Below are 16927 nucleotides of genomic sequence, written 5' to 3'. Positions count from 1 at the left end.
ACCCTTAGTTTGTGGGGGTAACTTTCCCACGGAGGTAGTCGTGACCGGATCTGGTGTCGCCGCGCGAGTGGGCGGCCGGCCGCCGCTCATCGCGCTGTCCGACATCGTCACCGCCGGGCGCGACCTCGGTATGCGCAACCTGAGCATCAACGGGGTGGCGGCCAAACTCGGAGTGTCGGCAACCGCCCTGTACCGCCACCTCAGCGGCCGCTGGGAACTGGAACGGCTGGTCGGGGAAAGTCTGCTCGCCGAACTGGTGCTGGTCGACGATCCCGCCCGGTCCGTCGAAGAACACCTGCTCGCCTTCGGGGTGAGCCTGCACGGATACGCGCTCGGACACCCGGGGCTGGCCACCTACATGCAGGTGCTGTTCCCGCGCGGCGAGGCCGGCGCGCGACTGCTGGCCGACGAGATCGCCGCGCTGGGCCGGCGCGGCTACACCGCCGAGGCTGCGGCCCTGCTCAGCAGTTCGGTGGCGGTGCTGGCCATCGGGCTGGCCGCCCAGCACGAACTCAAAGCCGAGGCCAGCGGCGGTGACGACGGATTCGTCACCGAGCGGGACGCGGCGGCCGAACGGCTGGCCGACGACGCCGCGCTGGCTCCGGTACACGCAGCGGGCACCCAACTGCGCAGCCCGCAGTACCTCGAATTTCTGATGAAGGCTCTGATCCGGGGACTGCTGACCTCCGTGGCGCCCGGCAGACCCATTACCGACATCGTGGCGGAGTTGACCGCCGTGAGAGAGGACCGCTGATGGCACGCGGATTTCAGGGAGTGATGATGCGCGGCTTCGGCGCGCGCGATCACCAGGCGACCGTGGTCGAGACCACCTACCTGACTCCCAACATGCTGCGCCTGCGCCTGCATTCGCCGACGGTGTTCGAGGATGCTGTCGCCGAGCCCACCTCGTATCTGCGCTTCTGGGTCCCGGATCCCGACGGCTCCAAGACCGAGTTCCAGCGCGGCTACACCATGTCCGAAATGGATCCCGACACCGGACATTTCGCGGTCGACGTGGTGCTGCACGAGCCGTCGGGACCGGCATCGAAGTGGGCCCGGACGGCCACACCGGGCGACACCATCCCGGTGATGAGCCTCGGCTCCAAGGGGTTCACCCTGCCGGAGGATCTGCCGGCGGGCTACCTGTTGATCGGTGACGCGGCGGCGATCCCGGCCATCAACGGGATCATCGGCATTGTGCCGCACGACATCCCCATCGAGGTGTACCTCGAGCAGCACGACGAGAACGATCGGCTCATCCCCCTCGCCGAGCATCCGCGACTGCGGGTGCACTGGGCCGAACGCCACGACGCGACGTCACTGGCCGCCGCGGTCGAGACCCGGGACTGGTCGGACTGGTACTGCTGGGTGACGCCGGAAGCCGGCTCACTCAAACACCTGCGCACCCGACTGCGTGAAGAATTCGGCTTTCCCAAGTCCGAGCTGCACGCCCAGGCCTACTGGACCGAAGGCCGGGCGATGGGTACCGATCGCACCGAGGCCGAGACGGCGCCCGAGGCCGTGCCCGAGGTCACGAAACCTGAGGCCGCCGAGCCTGTCACCGCACCGGCCGCCGCGTCGCCCGCCCGCGGTACCTGGCGCGCACAGGGAGCCGGTCGACTGCTGGCGCCGCTGAAAACCCCGCTGATCGTGTCGGGCGTGCTGCAGGCGATCATCACGTTGATCCAGCTCGCGCCGTTCGTGCTGCTGGTCGAATTGTCCCGGCTGCTGGTAGCCGGCGCCGACGAATCCCGGCTGTGGACTTTGGGTTTGACCGCGGTCTGGCTGATGGGACTGGGGGCGCTGCTGGGCGCCGGGCTCACCTTGTGGTTGCACCGGCTCGACGCGACGTTTGCCCGCGAGCTGCGCACCCGGCTTTTGACGAAGATGGCGCGACTGCCGTTGGGCTGGTTCACCGCCCGCGGCTCCGGCTCGATCAAACAGCTCGTGCAGGACGACACCCTGTCCCTGCACTACCTGGTCACCCACGCGATCCCGGATGCTGTCGCGGCGGTGATCGCGCCGGTGGCCGTGCTGGTCTATCTGTTCACCGTCGACTGGCGGCTGGCGCTGGTGCTCTTCATCCCGGTGCTCACCTACCTGGTGTTGATGTCGGTGATGACGATCCAGTCCGGTGCCAAGATCGGTCAGGCACAGCGCTGGGCGGACCGGATGAGCGGTGAGGCCGGCGCCTACCTCGAAGGTCAACCCGTCGTCCGGGTGTTCGGCGGCGCGGCCTCATCCAGCTTCCGCCGTCGTCTCGACGAATACATCGGCTTCCTGGTCGACTGGCAGCGTCCGTTCACGGGCAAGAAGTCGCTCATGGATCTGGTCACCCGGCCCGGTACATTCCTGTGGCTGATCGCCGTCGTCGGCACGCCGATGATCATCGGCGGTTCCATGGCTGCGGTCGATCTGATGCCGTTCCTCTTGCTGGGCACCACATTCGGGGTCCGGTTGCTCGGCGTGGGCTACGGGCTGGGCGGGATCCGCGGCGGCATGCTGGCCGCACGGCGCATCCAGAATACGCTCGACGAGGCGGATCTGGCGGTGCGCGACGACGCCACCAGTGCCGACGCGCAGGGCGCCCAGGGCGCTGTCGCGTTCGACCGAGTGACCTTCGGATACCGCCCGAGCGTGCCGGTGATCCACGATGTCTCGCTGACCCTGCGCCCGGGCACGGTGACCGCGCTTGTCGGCCCGTCGGGCTCGGGCAAGTCCACCCTGGCCGCGCTGCTGGCCCGGTTCCACGACGTCGACTCCGGCTCGATCCAACTGGGCGGCAGGGATATTCGATCGATGTCGGCTGAGGAGCTGTATCGCCAGGTCGGATTCGTCCTGCAAGAGACCCAACTGGTGGCCGGCACCGTCGCCGAGAACATCGCGTTGGCCGATCCCGACGCGTCCCTCGAGCGCATCGAACGGGCGGCCCGGGATGCCCAGATCCACGAGCGGATCCTGCGGCTGCCCGACGGTTACCAGACGGTGCTCGGCGCGTCGTCGGCATTGTCCGGCGGCGAGCGGCAGCGCCTGACCATCGCCCGGGCCATCCTGGCCGACACGCCGGTGCTGATCCTCGACGAGGCGACTGCCTTCGCCGACCCGGAGTCGGAATACCTTGTGCAGCAGGCGCTCAACCGGCTGACCAAAGATCGGACTGTGCTGGTGATCGCACACCGGCTGCACACCATCACCCACGCCGATCAGATCGTGGTCCTCGACGGCGGCCGCATCGCCGAGATCGGCACCCACGACGACCTGCTGACCGCCGGCGGGCGCTACCAGCAGCTGTGGCAGACCGGCCAGTCGCTGCACCCGGCAGATGCCGTCACCGCAGGAGAGGTTGCCCGATGATCCGCACTCTGATCACCCTCATCCCGGCCGACCGCCGGGGAAAGGTCAGCGTCTACGCCGCGCTCACGCTGGTCTCGGTGGTGATCCGGGCGGCGGGCACCGTGCTGTTGATCCCGCTGGTGGCAGCGTTGTTCAGCGATGTGCCACGTGATGCGCTGCCGTGGCTGGGCTGGCTCACCGCCGCGACCGTCATCGGCTGGATCGTCGACACCGCCACCTCGCGCCTGGGCTTCGATCTGGGCTTCGCGCTGCTGGACCACACGCAACACGACGTGGCCGACCGGTTGCCCAGCATCCGGATGGACTGGCTGGGCGGTGCCGCCGGCGCGAACACCGCCAATGCCCGCCAGGCGATCGCGGCCACCGGACCGGAGCTCGTCGGCATGGTGGTCAACCTGCTGACCCCGCTGATCGGTGCGATCCTGCTTCCGGCAGCCATTGCGGGCGCGCTGCTGTTCATCTCGGTGCCACTGGGCGTGGCCGCATTGGCCGGCGTGGCGATCCTGCTCGGTGCGCTGTGGGCATCGGGCCGGCTCAGCCGCAAGGCCGACGCCGTGGCCGACGAGACCAACCGCGCCTTCACCGAACGCATCATCGAGTTCGCCCGCACCCAGCAAGCGTTGCGCGCCGCGCGCCGAGTGGAACCGGCCCGCAGCATGGTGGGTGACGCCCTGGCCGCCCAGCACGGAGCGAGCATGCGGCTACTGCTGATGCAGGTGCCCGGGCAGTTGTTGTTCAGTGTGGCCAGTCAATTGGCGCTGCTGATCCTGGCCGGCATGGCCACGGTGCTCACGGTGCGCGGCACTCTCGGTGTACCCGAGGCGATCGCGATGATCGTCGTGGCCGTCCGCTATCTCGAACCGTTCACGGCATTGTCGGAGTTGGCGCCGGCGATCGAATCGACCCGGGCCACCCTTGATCGCATCGGGGCCGTGCTCGACGCCCCGGTGATGACCGCGGGCACGGCCACGCTGTCCGTCACGGACGCGCCGCGCATCGAATTCGACGGCGTCACTTTCGGTTACGGCGACACCCCGGTACTGCAGGAGGTCAGCTTCGTGCTGCAACCCGGTGGCACCACGGCGATCGTCGGTCCGTCCGGGTCCGGCAAGAGCACCATCCTGTCGCTCATCGCCGGGCTGCACCAGCCGACCGCGGGCCGGGTGTTGATCGACGGCGTCGACACAACCCAGATGGACGCGGAAACCCGCAGGGCGGCAACGAGTGTGGTGTTCCAGCATCCGTATCTGTTCGACGGCACGATCCGGGAGAACATTCTCGTCGGCGATCCGGACGCCGACGCCGAGCAGCTGGCGACCGCCGCGCGGCTGGCCCGGGTGGACGAGCTGACCGCCCGGTTGCCCGAGGGCGACGGCGCCAAGGTCGGTGAGGCCGGTACGGCCCTGTCCGGTGGCGAACGCCAGCGGGTCAGCATTGCCCGCGCGTTGGTCAAGCCGGCGCCGGTGCTGCTGGTCGACGAGGCCACCAGCGCGCTGGACACCGAGAACGAGTCGGCCGTCGTCGACGCGCTGACCGCCGACGAGCGGTCGCGCACCCGGGTGATCGTCGCGCACCGACTGGCCAGCATCCGCCACGCGGACCGGGTGCTGTTCCTCGACGGCGGACGGATCGTCGAGGACGGCAGCATCGACGAACTGCTGGCTGAAGGCGGCCGCTACTTCCGTTTCCGGGAGTTCTGGAATCAGCAGCGCGAAGCCGCGGACTGGCAGATCACGCACTAGCCGATCGCCTACTTGTACCCAACCTACTGTAACTATTACAGTTGGGCGTCCCGGAATGATGTCGGGGGCGGGTCGGGTGTTCCAGCGGGAGGTCATGGTGACGACGTCACAGGTGGTGTTCGATCCCTTCTCGGAGGACTTCTTCAACGGGCCCTACGAGACGTATCGGCGCATGCGGGTCGCCGGCTGGGCGCACGTACCGGTGCGGGTGCTGCGATGAAAAGCGGAAAAGACTGCGGCGCTGTGACTTACCGCATGCACGTGATCGCCCGTGACGCCGCGGAACTCGCCGCCAACGCCGGGGGCTTGATCGTCGACCGGATGATGAGTGGCTGGCGGGTCAGCGTGCAACTCCTCGAGAACGCCGGCGCCCCGGACGCGGCTCGGCCCGTCCAGATTCTCGGTGCGGAGCTTGTCGACGAGGCGGCAGCGCCCGGACTTCCGGATGAAGAACAGTGTGTTCTGGTCATGGGGGCCGACGCGTATGCACGTGCCATTTCCGGGGCCGGTCAACAGATCCCCACGGGGTGCGCCGAAGTGCTCGTCTGGGGTGAATCGCCGGACCCCAGCCACGTTTTCGGGCACAGCCTCAGCTCGGCCGCGCGGGCGTTCAAAGCACTGGCCGCGACCGCAGCGTGCATCTCTGCCGAAGACGTCGCCGCTGCGGAGGCCTTCACGTCGATGAACGCGAAGGGTGGCGGCGTTACCCTGCGCGCCTGAATGTCGTCATCGAATTGTTGAGCCTGCGCTGAGGGCGTTGTGGACTCGAACTGTCCCGCCCTCAGCGCAGCGTCAACGCCGGCCTCAGGCCTTGGCGAGTTGCTTCTGCTCGTAGAGGCGGGCCCACTCCGCGCGCGGGCGGATCGAGGTGTCGACGTCGGTGGCCTTGGCGCGAAGGGCGCCGACGTTGGCCTGATCGCGTGCGGTGTGCTTGAACGGATCCCAGCTGAAGAACCGGGCCGAGTTCTCCCACGTGATCTTGTTGATGTCCGAATCGCTTGCGCCGGCGGCGTTCAGCTCAGCCAGTACCCGCTCGGGGGCGTCGGGCCAGAAGCAGTCTGAGTGCGGGTAGTCGCACTCCCAGGCGATGATGTCGATGCCGATCTCATGGCGCAGCTTCAGCGACGTCTTGTCCGTCACGTAGCAGGCCAGTGAATGCTCACGGAACACATCGGAGGGCAGCTTGTCGCCGAAGTCGCGGCGCAGCCACTTCTGATTCGTGTAATGCCGATCGCTGCGGTCCAGATAGAACGGAATCCAACCGATTCCACCCTCGGAGAAGGCGAACTTGAGGTCGGGGTAGTTGCGCATCGCCGGGCCCCAGAGCAGGTCCTGGGCGCACATGGCCGAGACCTGGGTGGCCAGGATGATCAGGTTGTCGATCGGGGCGTCCTTGGCCATCGAGATCGCGCCGAACCCGGTGCCGATGTGCAGGCACATCACCACGTTCTCCTCGGACAGCGTCCGGAACACCGGGCCCCAGTAGTCCTCGTCGAAGTAGCTCGGCAGGCCTTCGAGGTGGGGCAGTTCGGGCATGGTGACCGCGCGGCAGCCTTTGGCGGCGACCCGGCGGATCTCCCGACACATGGCCTCGGGGTTCCACGTGGGCAGGATCGCGATCGGGACGAACCGGCCGGGGTACGACCCGGCCCACTCGTCGATGTGCCAGTCGTTGTAGGCCGACACCATCACCAGCGTCGACTCCTCGCGGTGCATGTTGAGGTGGCGGGCGGAGAAACCGGTGAAGGTCGGGAAACACATCGAGGCCAGGATGCCGTTGCGGTCCATGTCGCGGACCCGCTCGTGCACGTCGTACACACCGGGGCGCATCTCGGCGAAGCCGGCCGGATCGCGGCCCCACTCCTCGGCCGGCCAGGACACCACGGCGTTGAGCCCGGACACGCCCTGCGGGCGGCCCTGGTACATCCACTGGTCGACGCCCTTGTCGTCGGTGACGACGATCGGAGCCTCTTCCTTGTACTTCGCCGGCACGTGCCGGAGGAACATGTCGGGAGGCTCGACGACGTGGTCGTCGATGCTGATCAGAATCAGGTCGTCGGTCTGCATATCTAAGTAGTACGCTGCGAAAGCATGACCGTCTCTGCAACTTCGGACAGAGATTTAGCTCAATCGGCCAGGCCTCGGCACATCGACCTGCGTCGGGGCGGCCGGGCGGCAGCGGGCAGCTACCTGTACGAGGGTGAAGGGCTGATCACCGGTTGGCATTTCCACGACGTGCATCAGATCGAGTACGCGCTGCACGGGGTCGTGGAGGTGGAAACCGAGGCCGCGCACTATCTGCTGCCACCGCAACAAGCCGCGTGGATACCGGCCGGCCTGCACCACCAGGCCGTGATGAACCCCGACGTGAAGACCATCGCGGTGATGTTCGATCCCGAGCTGATCCGGGACGGGGGAGATCGAGCCCGGATCATCGCGGTGTCGCCGCTGATCCGGGAGATGATGGTCTACGCGCTGCGGTGGTCGATCGAGCGGGCCGACCGTGCCGCCGATGAACCCGAATCCGATTCGTTCTTCCGGACCCTGGCCAATCTCGTGGTCGAGGCACTCGACCACGAGGCCCCGTTGAGCCTGCCCACCACCGACCACCCGATCGTGGCAGCCGCATTGGCCTACACCAAGGAACACCTGGATTCGGTGACCGCCGAAGAGGTCAGCCGGGCGGTTGCGGTATCCGAGCGCACGCTGCGCCGGCTGTTCGCCGAAACCATCGGAATCTCTTGGCGCACATACCTTCTCCACGCGCGGATGCTGCGGGCCATGGCCCTGCTGGCCGGGCCGGAGCAGTCGGTGCAGGCCACCGCGACCGCCGTCGGCTTCGAGAACCTGAGCTCGTTCACCCGGTGTTTCACCCAGTTTTGTGGTCAGAATCCGTCGGCGTATCGGGCCCGCGCCCGGGCGGAGCTGTAGGGAGGGCCAGGCCCGCCCGCTCGACGCTGAGCAGGCTCTCGGTGTGATGCTCGGCGCGGTGCCGGCGCGGCTAGACCCGGCAGCTGAGCTCCATGCTGTCGCTGTCCCGGGCCAGGAAGTTCACGCTCACATAGCCGTTGGACGGCGCCCGCACGTGGTCCAGATACGGCTGGGTGTCGTCCATCGAGGTGTTGTCCGCGACCAATATCGCACCCGGCTTGAGTTGCGGCTCAAGGAGTTCGAGCACCGGTAGATAGAGCTCCTTCCAGCCGTCGAGCAACACGAAGCCGATGTCGCCGGTCACCGTCTTGAGCGTTTCGAGCGCATCGCCCTCGAGTACGGTGATGACGTCGTCGAGGCCGGTGTCGGCGAACGTCTGCCTGGCCGAGGCGATCTTGGTTGCGCTGAGCTCGGTGGTGAACACCCGCCCGGTTCCGTTGTCGCGCACCGCCGATGCCAGATGCAGCGCCGAGAGGCCGAACGACATCCCGAATTCGACGACGATCGCCGGCTTGGTGGCCCGCACCAGGGAGTACAACAACCGGCCGGCCTCCCGGGTCACCGGCATGTAGATGTCGCTGAGCGCATCGGCACGTTCCTGTGCGCTGGCGTGGGACAGGTCGGCGAACTTGCGGGACCCCTCCTCGCGCAGTTTCGCGAACTGTTCGGCCGACGCCGCGTACATCCGGTCCAATGTGTCTGCGACCCGGGGGTCCTCGAGAGTAGTCACCCTGTCGAAACTACGCCCGCTCGGTGAAAGATGGCCGTGTGCGAAAACTACGAGCACTGCCACTGCTGTCTGCGATCGTTCTCGTTCTTGCCACGCTGCTGGCGCCGAACGCCGGTGCGGGCGGATACCGTTCCATCACCCTCACCTTCGTCCGTCACGCCCAGTCGGCGGGCAACGCCTCGGGCCTGATCGACAGCTCGACCCCGGGACCAATCCTCACCGAGCTGGGGCGCAGCCAGGCCGTCGCCAGTGCGCAGCGGCTGGCATCCCACCGTTACGACGGCATCTTCGCCTCGACCATGGTCCGCACCCAACAGACCGCCGAGCCGATGGCCGACGCCTTGGACGAGCCGGTGACCGTGTTGCCCGGGCTCCGCGAGGTCGAGGCGGGCGTCTACGAAGGCCAACCCGAGGCGAGCGCGGTGAACACCTACTTTTCGGCGCCGGAGAAGTGGCTGCGCGGCGACCGCGCCGCCCGGATACCCGGATCGATCGACGGCAACGAGTTCGACGCCCGGTTCGACGGTGCCGTCCAGCAGATCTACGACACCGGCGACGACAATCCCGTCGCGTACTCACACGGAGCCGCGATCATGCTGTGGGTGCAGATGAACGTGGCCAATCCCGATCCCCAGCTGCTGCTGAAGCACCCACTCGACAACACCGGATATGTGGTGGTGAAGGGCAATCCCACCGACGGCTGGACGCTGGCCGACTGGGACGGGGCCGGAACCTAGCCGTCGCGGCCGGGCGCGGTTACTGTGGCAAGGCACGCGGAGATGGAGCGGGACTATGAGGTTTCTGTCATGAGGTTTCGAGTTTTGCCATACGTGACCGTCGAAGTCGACGACCGGGTCCGGCTGCGCGCGCGCCGGGCCGGGGAGCGGCTGCGGATCAACCTCAGGGCCTACCTGCGCAGTGCCGCCGACGACGTCGAGACCGCCAGCGGCCGGGTCCGCGACCTGTGCGATACCGCGGTGAACCGGGTCGACCTGGCCGTGGCAAGCGTCAACGACAAGATCGCCCCCGCTCCCGATGCGCCCGTTCCCGACGCGCCCGCTGCCACCACCGGCACCACCGACGAGCCGCCGAAGCGGCACCTGCAGGTCGTCTAGCCCCGCGCGGCGTATCCGCCGCCGGCGCTCTACGGTTGAAGGGCACGGGCCTTCTCCCCTCCGGAGAGGCCGACACACCGGCCCGGAAGGGGTTGACGAGGCTTGCTCGGCAACAGTCTTGCGGTGCTGTTCGCCCTCTGCGCAGCGGTTTTCGCCGCCGTCGGCATTGTGGTCCGGCAGCGCGCGACGATGGACGTCCCGCCCGAGAAGGGCGTCAGCAGTGTCATGCTGCGCACCTTGCTGCGCCGCAAGCTGTGGTGGGCGGGCACCGCATCGGCGGTGGCCGGGTATGTGTTCCAGGCGTTGGCCCTGGGATTCGGATCGTTGCTGCTCGTCCAGCCGGTGCTGGTCTCGGCGTTGTTGTTCGCGTTGCCGCTCAGTGCCCGGCTGGCCCACCGCCGGGTCAGCCGCGCCGAATGGCTGTGGGCGCTGCTGCTGACCGGTGCCTTGACCGTGTTCGTCGCGCTGGCCAGAGCCAGCACGGGAACCTACGCCGTCTCGGTGGCCACCACTCTCACCGTCGCCGTGGTGTGTGCGGCAGCGGTGACCGTGTGTGTCCTGGCCGCCACCCGCAGCACCAACTGGCGGCGTGCGGTGCTGCTGGCGTTGGCGGTCGGCGTGATGTTCGGCGTGGTGGCGGTGCTGACGAAGATCGTGATGCACACGATCGCCGTGGACGGGCTCCTCTCAGCGCTCACCACGCCCGCCCTGTACCTGGTGGTGATCCTCGGTGTGGTCGCGACGTTGCTGCAGCAGTCGGCTTTTCACGCCGGATCGTTGCAGACCTCGGTACCGACCATGCTGGTGCTCGAGCCCGTTGTCGCGGTGGTCATCGGTTCGGTCGTGCTGGGTGAGCACCTGGCGATCACCGGATGGGAACCGGTGGCACTGTCGATCGCCATCGGCGCGATGGCCGCCGCCACCGTCGCACTCGGCCGCGATGAGGGTGCTTACGAGGAGAAGCTCGAGGCCGAACTGGAGTACAAGGCAGCAGGCCGCTAAGGGTTGATGGTGTGCTCGCCGATCTGGCGGCCCCACACGTACTCGGTCACCAGCGGCTGACCCAGCTCGAAGTGGTTGTACGGCGCGATCGAGGCGCCGGTATCCATGACCAGGTACGGCGCCGGCCACAGATCCTTGGTGATCGGTTGCCAGCAACCGGGGCGTCCTTCCGGACCGCCGGTGGCGTTGACCCGGGGCAGGTTGTCGGGATAGACCCAGGCGTTCGGCGCGCCGACCAGGAAGTCGTGCAGTTCGAACGCATAGCCGTTGCGGGTCTGCTGCGCGAACTTCGGAGCAGCCTCGGCGTAGTTGTGGATCATGCAGTACAGCGCCGGGCTGTTGCGGTCGAAGTTTGCGCTGACCGGCAGCAGATCCTGCGCGCCGCGGACCAGATACGGGCCACCGCGTTCGAAGATGTCCCCGCCGGTGTTGCCGAAGCCGACCGCGGCCACCAACACCTGGTCGAGGTTGCCGCGCTGCTCGTTGAGCGTGTGCGCGGTGGTGACGGCGTTGGTCAGGCCATCGAACAAGTCTGGGGCCGCGTTGGCGTAGACCTCACCCAGATCGGCCAGGCCGGCGATGTCGCGGCGGATCTCGGGCATGCGCGGGTTGAGATCGCTCAAGATGTCGTTGCCGTTGACGATCGACTGACCGAACTTCTCGCCGAGGCCGTCGAGAGCCTGCGCGGTGGCGGTCAGAGTCTCGTTGAGTTTGATCGGGTCGATCTGTTCGGAGATTGCGGTGATGGTCTCGAACAGCGTGTTGAACTCCGTCGTCACCCCCTTGGCGCGAATCGGGATGGACGGGTCCACCCGCGCTGACGAGGGATTGTCGGGTGCGACGAACGAGATGTACTTGTTGCCGAACACCGTGGTGGCCTTCAGTTCGGCGGTGACGTTCTCGGGAATCAGCTTGAGGTACTTGGGCTTGACGTCCAGCGTGAGCTGGGCCTGCTGCTCGCCGTCGACATCGGCCACGCCCACGGCCGTCAACCGGCCGATGGGCACGCCGTTGAAGGTGACCTTCGATCCCGGGTCCATCGACAGACCCGAACGGTTGGACAGCACGGTGAGCTGCGTTTTCTCGTCGAAGGCGCCACGGAACTGCATCCAGGTCAACACCAGCACCGCGACGATCAGGATCGCCATGCCCGCGCAGGCGGACTTGTAAGGCGGGTCGTATCGCCAATGCTTGAACCGCTGTTGGAAGCGGTCCCGCAATGTCGCGGTGGATGAGGCCACGCGCAAAACCTCCGAATTATTGACGCAGCCAGCAACTAAAGGCCTGAAAACTGTCCCAAACAACCAGAGATAAGTGCAACTACTGAAGCCTCTGTGCGGCGAATCTCAAACCGCCGGTGCCAGGAGACCCCGATCACAGCGTAAGCCCTGAGCAGGGATTATGGCCGTGGTTCAGGCCCAACGAGCGCTCAGGCCGAGCGACGCGCCCGGGCCGCCGCCGATTCCGGCATCGGTTCGTAACGGGCAAATTCCCGGCTGAACGAACCCGCACCGTGCGAAAGTGACCGCAGATCAATGGCATACCGCGTCAGCTCTACCTGGGGAATTTCGGCTTTCACCAGGGTCCGATCGTCGTCGGCCCGGTCCGTGCCCAGCACCCGGCCGCGTCGTCCCGCCAGATCGCTCATCACCGTGCCCACCAGATCGTCGGGCACCACCACGGTCACCTCGTCGATCGGTTCGAGCAGGGTCACGCCGGCTGCCTCAGCCGCCTCACGCAACGCCAACCCGCCGGCCATCTGAAAGGCGAAGTCCGACGAGTCGACGCTGTGCGCCTTGCCGTCGACCAGGGTGACCCGGATGTCGACGACGGGATAATCGGTGATTCCCTTTTCCATCTGGGCCCGTACGCCTTTCTCGACGCTCGGGATGAACTGGCGCGGAACGGCCCCGCCGACGACCTTGTCGACGAATTCGAAGCCACTGCCCTGCGGAAGCGGCTCGACCTCGATGTCGCACACCGCGTACTGCCCGTGGCCGCCCGACTGTTTGACATGTCTGCCGTGGCCTTTTGCCTTGCCGCCCAGTGTCTCTCGCAATGGAACCCGCAGTTCTTCGGTGTCCACCGAGACCCCATAACGACGCGACAGGGCGTCGAGCACCACCGCGGCGTGGGCCTCACCCATGCACCACAGCACGATCTGATGGGTCTCCGGATTCTGCTCGATCCGCAACGTCGAATCCTCGGCGGCCAACCGCTGCAACCCGACCGACAACTTGTCCTCGTCGGTCTTGGCCCGGGGCGCGACCGCGACCGGCAGCAGCGGATCAGGCATCGTCCACGGCCGCAACACCAGGGGATCGCTCTTGTCGCTGAGGGTGTCCCCGGTCTCGGCCCGGCTCAGTCGTCCGATCGCACAGATGTCCCCGGCCACCACCGACGGCGCCGGACGCTGCTGCTTGCCCAGCGGAAAGGACAGGGTGCCGATGCGCTCGTCCTCGTCATGATCGGCGTGACCGTGTGCACCGGCCGGCGCCACGGAGCCGTTGAAGGCAGAAAAATGGCCCGACACATGCACGGTGGCGTCGGGCCTGATGGTGCCGGAAAACACCCGGACCAGGCTGACCCTGCCGACATAGGGATCCGACGTCGTCTTCACCACCTCGGCCAGCAGCGGTCCGGCCGGATCGCAGGCCAACGGTTCGCGAGCAACTCCGTTGGCGGTGAACACCTCGGGCAGCCGGTGTTCGGGCGGTGACGGAAAGCCCCGGGTCGCGACCTCGAGAAGTTCCAGTGTGCCGACTCCGGACCCACTGCACACCGGGATGACCGGGAAGAACGAACCGCGGGCCACGGCCTTCTCCAGGTCGGCGATCAACACCGCTTCGTCGATCTCCTCGCCGCCGAGATAGCGCTCCATGAGCGTCTCGTCCTCGGATTCCTCGATGATGCCCTCGATCAGGGCGCCCCGCAGTTCGGAGATCTCGTCGTCGAATGAGCCGTCGGGGGGGCGGTTGCTGAGGGTGATCAACCCGATGAGGCCACCGCCGGCGGAGCCGGCAGTCGAGCCACCGCCGGCGGGGAAGTACAGCGGCGCCACCTTGTCGCCGAAGGCCTGCTGGGCGCCGGCCAGCGCGCTGGCGTAGTTGGCCCGGGCGTGGTCGAGCTTGGTGATGACCACGGCTCGCGGCATGCCCACCGCCGCGCACTCCTGCCACAGCGCCTTCGTCGGCTCGTCGATGTCCTCGTTGGCGGCGATGACGAACAAGGCGCAGTCCGCGGCGCGCAGCCCGGCGCGCAGTTCGCCGACGAAATCGGCGTATCCCGGGGTGTCGATCAGGTTCAGCTTGATCTCGTTGTGCAGCAACGGCGCCAAGGCGAGCCCCACCGAGCGTTGTTGGCCGATTTCGGCGTCGTCGAAATCGCAGACCGTCGATCCGTCGGCCACCGAGCCCGCGCGGTTCAGCACGCCCGCGGCCACCAACAAAGCCTCCACGAGCGTGGTCTTGCCCGATCCCGACGGGCCGACGAGCGCCACGTTGCGTATGGAGGCGGGACTGTCCGCGGTGGGTACCGCTGCGTTGCCGGCCGAGTTCGACTTGTCCGCCATGGCGTTCCTCCTGGTGTCCCCCGGGGCGCCCCGCTACGGCCCGCCGGACCTGCCATCCACCATTCCCCGATGTGACCTGGAGCACAAGAGTCGTGGTCGCCGCCGCCGGGCCTCGAAGTTGGGACGCGCTGGTCGCATGGGTCTGTCGCTGGTAGCTGGACAACGCAAATCCCGTGACAAATGAGGTTGCTGGGATGCGAGAGGCAGGAGTATTCAATAGTGGTGTGACCAACGATGCTCACGATGCTGGTGCGGCGCCCGCGGGGTGTGTCGCCGTGCCGTGCCGAGCGCACACCGCACTCACCCCTGCCAACTCGCCCAACGCGTGACTCTGACCGTGATCACAGGGCCGTTCAACGCAATCCGTTCGTACTGCGGGTATTTGGCACGCAATAACCCGTAGCCGGTAGCCATCTCCTCGCCGCTGTGGTGGATGGCGGCCTGCCCATCGGCACGCACCCACCACAGATGTGTCCATTCGTCGACGTAATGATCGACCAACAGGCTGACCCGGGAATCGTTTTCGATGTTGGCCAGGCGGCGCAGACGCTGGGTGGTCTTGGGTTTGGCATCCACCGCGGTGTAAATCGTGGCCGGGACATCTGCCGACGTCGACAACTGCACGGCGAAGACCACCGGCACGAGGTGCGGTGCGCCATCGGCTCCCAGGGTGGCCAGCACCGCGACGGGCGCGTTCGCGAACTCGGTCACTGCCTCGAAACCGGCCATGGGTTCAGCTTATGGCTCAGTTGCGCGGATGCCTCGGCTGTGGGGCCACGCTGATCGGTGAGCGGGTCACCGGAGTGCGGGTCACGCCGATCTCGGGTTTCTTGGTCGGGGTCGGCCGGTGCGTGGGCCGGTACACCGGAGCTTGCTGGGTTTCCTCGGGCGGCGGCGGTGGCGGTGCCGGCGGCGCAGGTGGCACCCCGACCCGCAACGACGGTGAGGGCGACGGGCTGGTGGTCGACGGCGCGGGCGATGTCGTCGGGGACTGGGTGTCGCCCGGTGCCGAATCCCTAAGCAGCAACAGCACACCCGAGACGACGATGGCTGCAGCGGCCAGGCCGGTAGCGATCAGTGCGAGCATGGCGCGGCGGGTGCGGTACCAGGGCACCGGCGCCGGTTTGAACGACCAGTCGTGAAGATCGAAGTTGCTGACGGGTCCGGGGACAGACACCACGCGATGCTATCGCCACTGCCGCGACAATGAGCGCCCAGTTTGAAGAGGTCGCGGTAGGGTGCCGGTGCGCGTTGTCCGCGGACTCGTTCACTCCGGCGACAGGTTCGGGCAACCGCTGCGCCATGACGGCGCTTCCTGAGCATCGGAGGGTTTCGCAGTGATCACATCCAGGTTCGCGAAGGTATCCGTCCTGGCCGTCTCGGCCCTCGTCACCGTGGGACTGGCTGCGTGCGCACCGCCGCAGAAAGACACCGACGGTGCCGAAACCGACACCGGTGTGAAGATGGCCGAAGCCACGTCCGTTGCCGATTTCGGCGGCATCGACAAGCTCGTCGCGGCGGCGAAGGCCGAAGGCGAACTGAATGTGATTGCGTTGCCGCCGGATTGGGCCAACTACGGTGCGATCATCAAGGCCTTCTCGGACAAGTACGGCATCAAGGTGAACTCGGCGCAGCCCGACGCATCGAGCCAGGAAGAGATCAACGCGGCCAACCAGCAGCAGGGCAAGAGCACCGCACCCGATGTGTTCGACCTGGGGCAGTCGGTGGCGCTGGCGAATACCTCGATGTTCGCGCCCTACAAGGTGGCCACGTTCGACGACATCCCGGCGAAGCTGAAGGATCCCGACGGCACCTGGGTCAACGATTACGGCGGGTTCATGTCCATCGGCTTCGACTCGACGAAGGTGCCACCGATCACCAGCATCGACGATCTGCTCAAGCCCGAGTACCACGGCAAGGTCGCGCTCAACGGCGACCCGACCCAGGCCGGCGCCGCGTTCGCCGGAGTACTGATGGCCGCGGTCGCGCACGGCGGGTCCGCCGACGACATCGCCCCGGGCGTCGAGTTCTTCGCCAAACTCAACGAGGCGGGGAACTTCCTGCCGCTCGATCCCACCCCGGCCACGATCGAATCGGGGCAGACCCCGGTGGTGATCGACTGGAACTACCTCAACGGCACCGAAAGTCAGAAGGTGCCCGGCTGGCAGGTGATGGTGCCCCACGAAGCCCTGGTTGCCGGCTACTACTTCCAAGCGATCAACAAAGATGCGCCGCACCCCGCGGCGGCCCGGCTGTGGCAGGAGTTCCTGTTCAGTGACGAAGGGCAGAACCTGTACGCCAAGGGCGGCGTTCGGCCGGTCCGCGCCGACAAGATGATCCTGGCGGGTACGGCCGACCGGTCCGCTTTCGGCCAGCTGCCCATCATCGACGGGCCGGTCACCGTCGCCACCCAGGACCAAACCGACACCGCCAACGAGTATCTGGCCGACAACTGGGCCAAGGCGATCGGCTGAGACGCACC

At 67.1% G+C, this 16927-nt stretch carries 16 protein-coding genes; 10 read left to right on the top strand and 6 right to left on the bottom strand.

What is annotated here, in order from left to right:
* Positions 1-40 precede the first annotated feature (40 nt).
* The 5 genes from A5740_RS08805 (at position 41) to A5740_RS08790 (ending at position 5816) form a co-directional block, all read left to right on the top strand.
* A complete protein-coding gene (locus A5740_RS08805) occupies positions 41-754 on the top strand; it encodes a TetR family transcriptional regulator (protein WP_076193233.1) in 714 nt (237 codons plus the stop codon).
* Positions 754-3354, top strand: coding sequence for an ABC transporter ATP-binding protein/permease (locus A5740_RS08800; RefSeq protein WP_076193231.1), 2601 nt, complete (start codon positions 754-756; stop codon positions 3352-3354). The genes A5740_RS08805 and A5740_RS08800 overlap by 1 nt, the downstream gene beginning before the upstream one ends.
* Positions 3351-5096, top strand: a complete 1746-nt coding sequence (locus tag A5740_RS08795; protein ID WP_076193229.1) for an ABC transporter ATP-binding protein — start codon at positions 3351-3353, stop codon at positions 5094-5096. Before A5740_RS08800 ends, A5740_RS08795 begins: the two co-directional genes overlap by 4 nt.
* Positions 5097-5193: 97 nt before the next feature.
* A complete protein-coding gene (locus tag A5740_RS29305; RefSeq protein ID WP_256386353.1) occupies positions 5194-5316 on the top strand; it encodes a hypothetical protein in 123 nt (40 codons plus the stop codon).
* Positions 5317-5339: 23 nt separating this feature from the next.
* Positions 5340-5816 (top strand): hypothetical protein, encoded by a 477-nt coding sequence (locus A5740_RS08790; protein WP_254849123.1) that lies wholly within the window; start codon positions 5340-5342, stop codon positions 5814-5816.
* A gap of 84 nt (positions 5817-5900) precedes the next feature.
* Here the strand turns inward: A5740_RS08790 and A5740_RS08785 are convergent, their stop codons facing one another.
* On the bottom strand, positions 5901-7163 hold the full coding sequence (locus tag A5740_RS08785) for an amidohydrolase family protein (protein WP_076193225.1): 1263 nt from the start codon (positions 7161-7163) through the stop codon (positions 5901-5903).
* Positions 7164-7187: 24 nt separating this feature from the next.
* Between A5740_RS08785 and A5740_RS08780 the strand changes: the two genes are divergently transcribed.
* On the top strand, positions 7188-8027 hold the full coding sequence (locus tag A5740_RS08780; protein ID WP_076193223.1) for a helix-turn-helix transcriptional regulator: 840 nt from the start codon (positions 7188-7190) through the stop codon (positions 8025-8027).
* Between the two features lie 70 nt (positions 8028-8097).
* On the opposite strand, the gene A5740_RS08775 is transcribed toward A5740_RS08780, so the two are convergent.
* Positions 8098-8712: an O-methyltransferase gene (locus A5740_RS08775; protein ID WP_076193222.1), complete on the bottom strand. Its 615-nt coding sequence runs from the start codon at positions 8710-8712 to the stop codon at positions 8098-8100.
* An 83-nt stretch (positions 8713-8795) separates the two neighbouring features.
* On the opposite strand from A5740_RS08775, the gene A5740_RS08770 reads away from it, so the two are divergent.
* The 3 genes from A5740_RS08770 (at position 8796) to A5740_RS08760 (ending at position 10874) form a co-directional block, all read left to right on the top strand.
* Positions 8796-9494 (top strand): histidine phosphatase family protein, encoded by a 699-nt coding sequence (locus A5740_RS08770; protein ID WP_076193322.1) that lies wholly within the window; start codon positions 8796-8798, stop codon positions 9492-9494.
* A 69-nt stretch (positions 9495-9563) separates the two neighbouring features.
* On the top strand, positions 9564-9872 hold the full coding sequence (locus A5740_RS08765; RefSeq protein ID WP_076193220.1) for a hypothetical protein: 309 nt from the start codon (positions 9564-9566) through the stop codon (positions 9870-9872).
* Positions 9873-9974: 102 nt separating this feature from the next.
* Positions 9975-10874, top strand: a complete 900-nt coding sequence (locus A5740_RS08760; RefSeq protein WP_076193218.1) for a DMT family transporter — start codon at positions 9975-9977, stop codon at positions 10872-10874.
* Here A5740_RS08760 and A5740_RS08755 read toward each other — a convergent pair.
* The 4 genes from A5740_RS08755 to A5740_RS28255 all read right to left on the bottom strand — a co-directional run bounded on the left by A5740_RS08755 (position 10871) and on the right by A5740_RS28255 (position 15622).
* Entirely contained in the window at positions 10871-12022 is a 1152-nt protein-coding gene (locus tag A5740_RS08755) for an MCE family protein (RefSeq protein WP_076193320.1), read from the bottom strand. The two genes, A5740_RS08760 and A5740_RS08755, sit on opposite strands and share 4 nt — an antisense overlap.
* A 281-nt stretch (positions 12023-12303) precedes the next feature.
* On the bottom strand, positions 12304-14445 hold the full coding sequence (locus A5740_RS08750; RefSeq protein WP_076193217.1) for an elongation factor G-like protein EF-G2: 2142 nt from the start codon (positions 14443-14445) through the stop codon (positions 12304-12306).
* A 300-nt stretch (positions 14446-14745) separates the two neighbouring features.
* A complete protein-coding gene (locus A5740_RS08745; protein ID WP_076193215.1) occupies positions 14746-15174 on the bottom strand; it encodes a TIGR03668 family PPOX class F420-dependent oxidoreductase in 429 nt (142 codons plus the stop codon).
* A 16-nt stretch (positions 15175-15190) separates the two neighbouring features.
* A complete protein-coding gene (locus A5740_RS28255; RefSeq protein ID WP_139335018.1) occupies positions 15191-15622 on the bottom strand; it encodes a hypothetical protein in 432 nt (143 codons plus the stop codon).
* A 160-nt stretch (positions 15623-15782) separates the two neighbouring features.
* On the opposite strand from A5740_RS28255, the gene A5740_RS08735 reads away from it, so the two are divergent.
* A complete protein-coding gene (locus A5740_RS08735; protein WP_076193211.1) occupies positions 15783-16919 on the top strand; it encodes an ABC transporter substrate-binding protein in 1137 nt (378 codons plus the stop codon).
* The last annotated feature ends 8 nt before the right edge of the window (positions 16920-16927 follow it).

The organism is Mycobacterium sp. GA-1841 (genome assembly GCF_001954135.1).
In the GTDB taxonomy this organism is placed as follows: Bacteria; Actinomycetota; Actinomycetes; order Mycobacteriales; family Mycobacteriaceae; genus Mycobacterium.
Note: the sequence above shows the minus strand (reverse complement) of the source record. Positions and strands in the feature narration are given on the sequence as shown.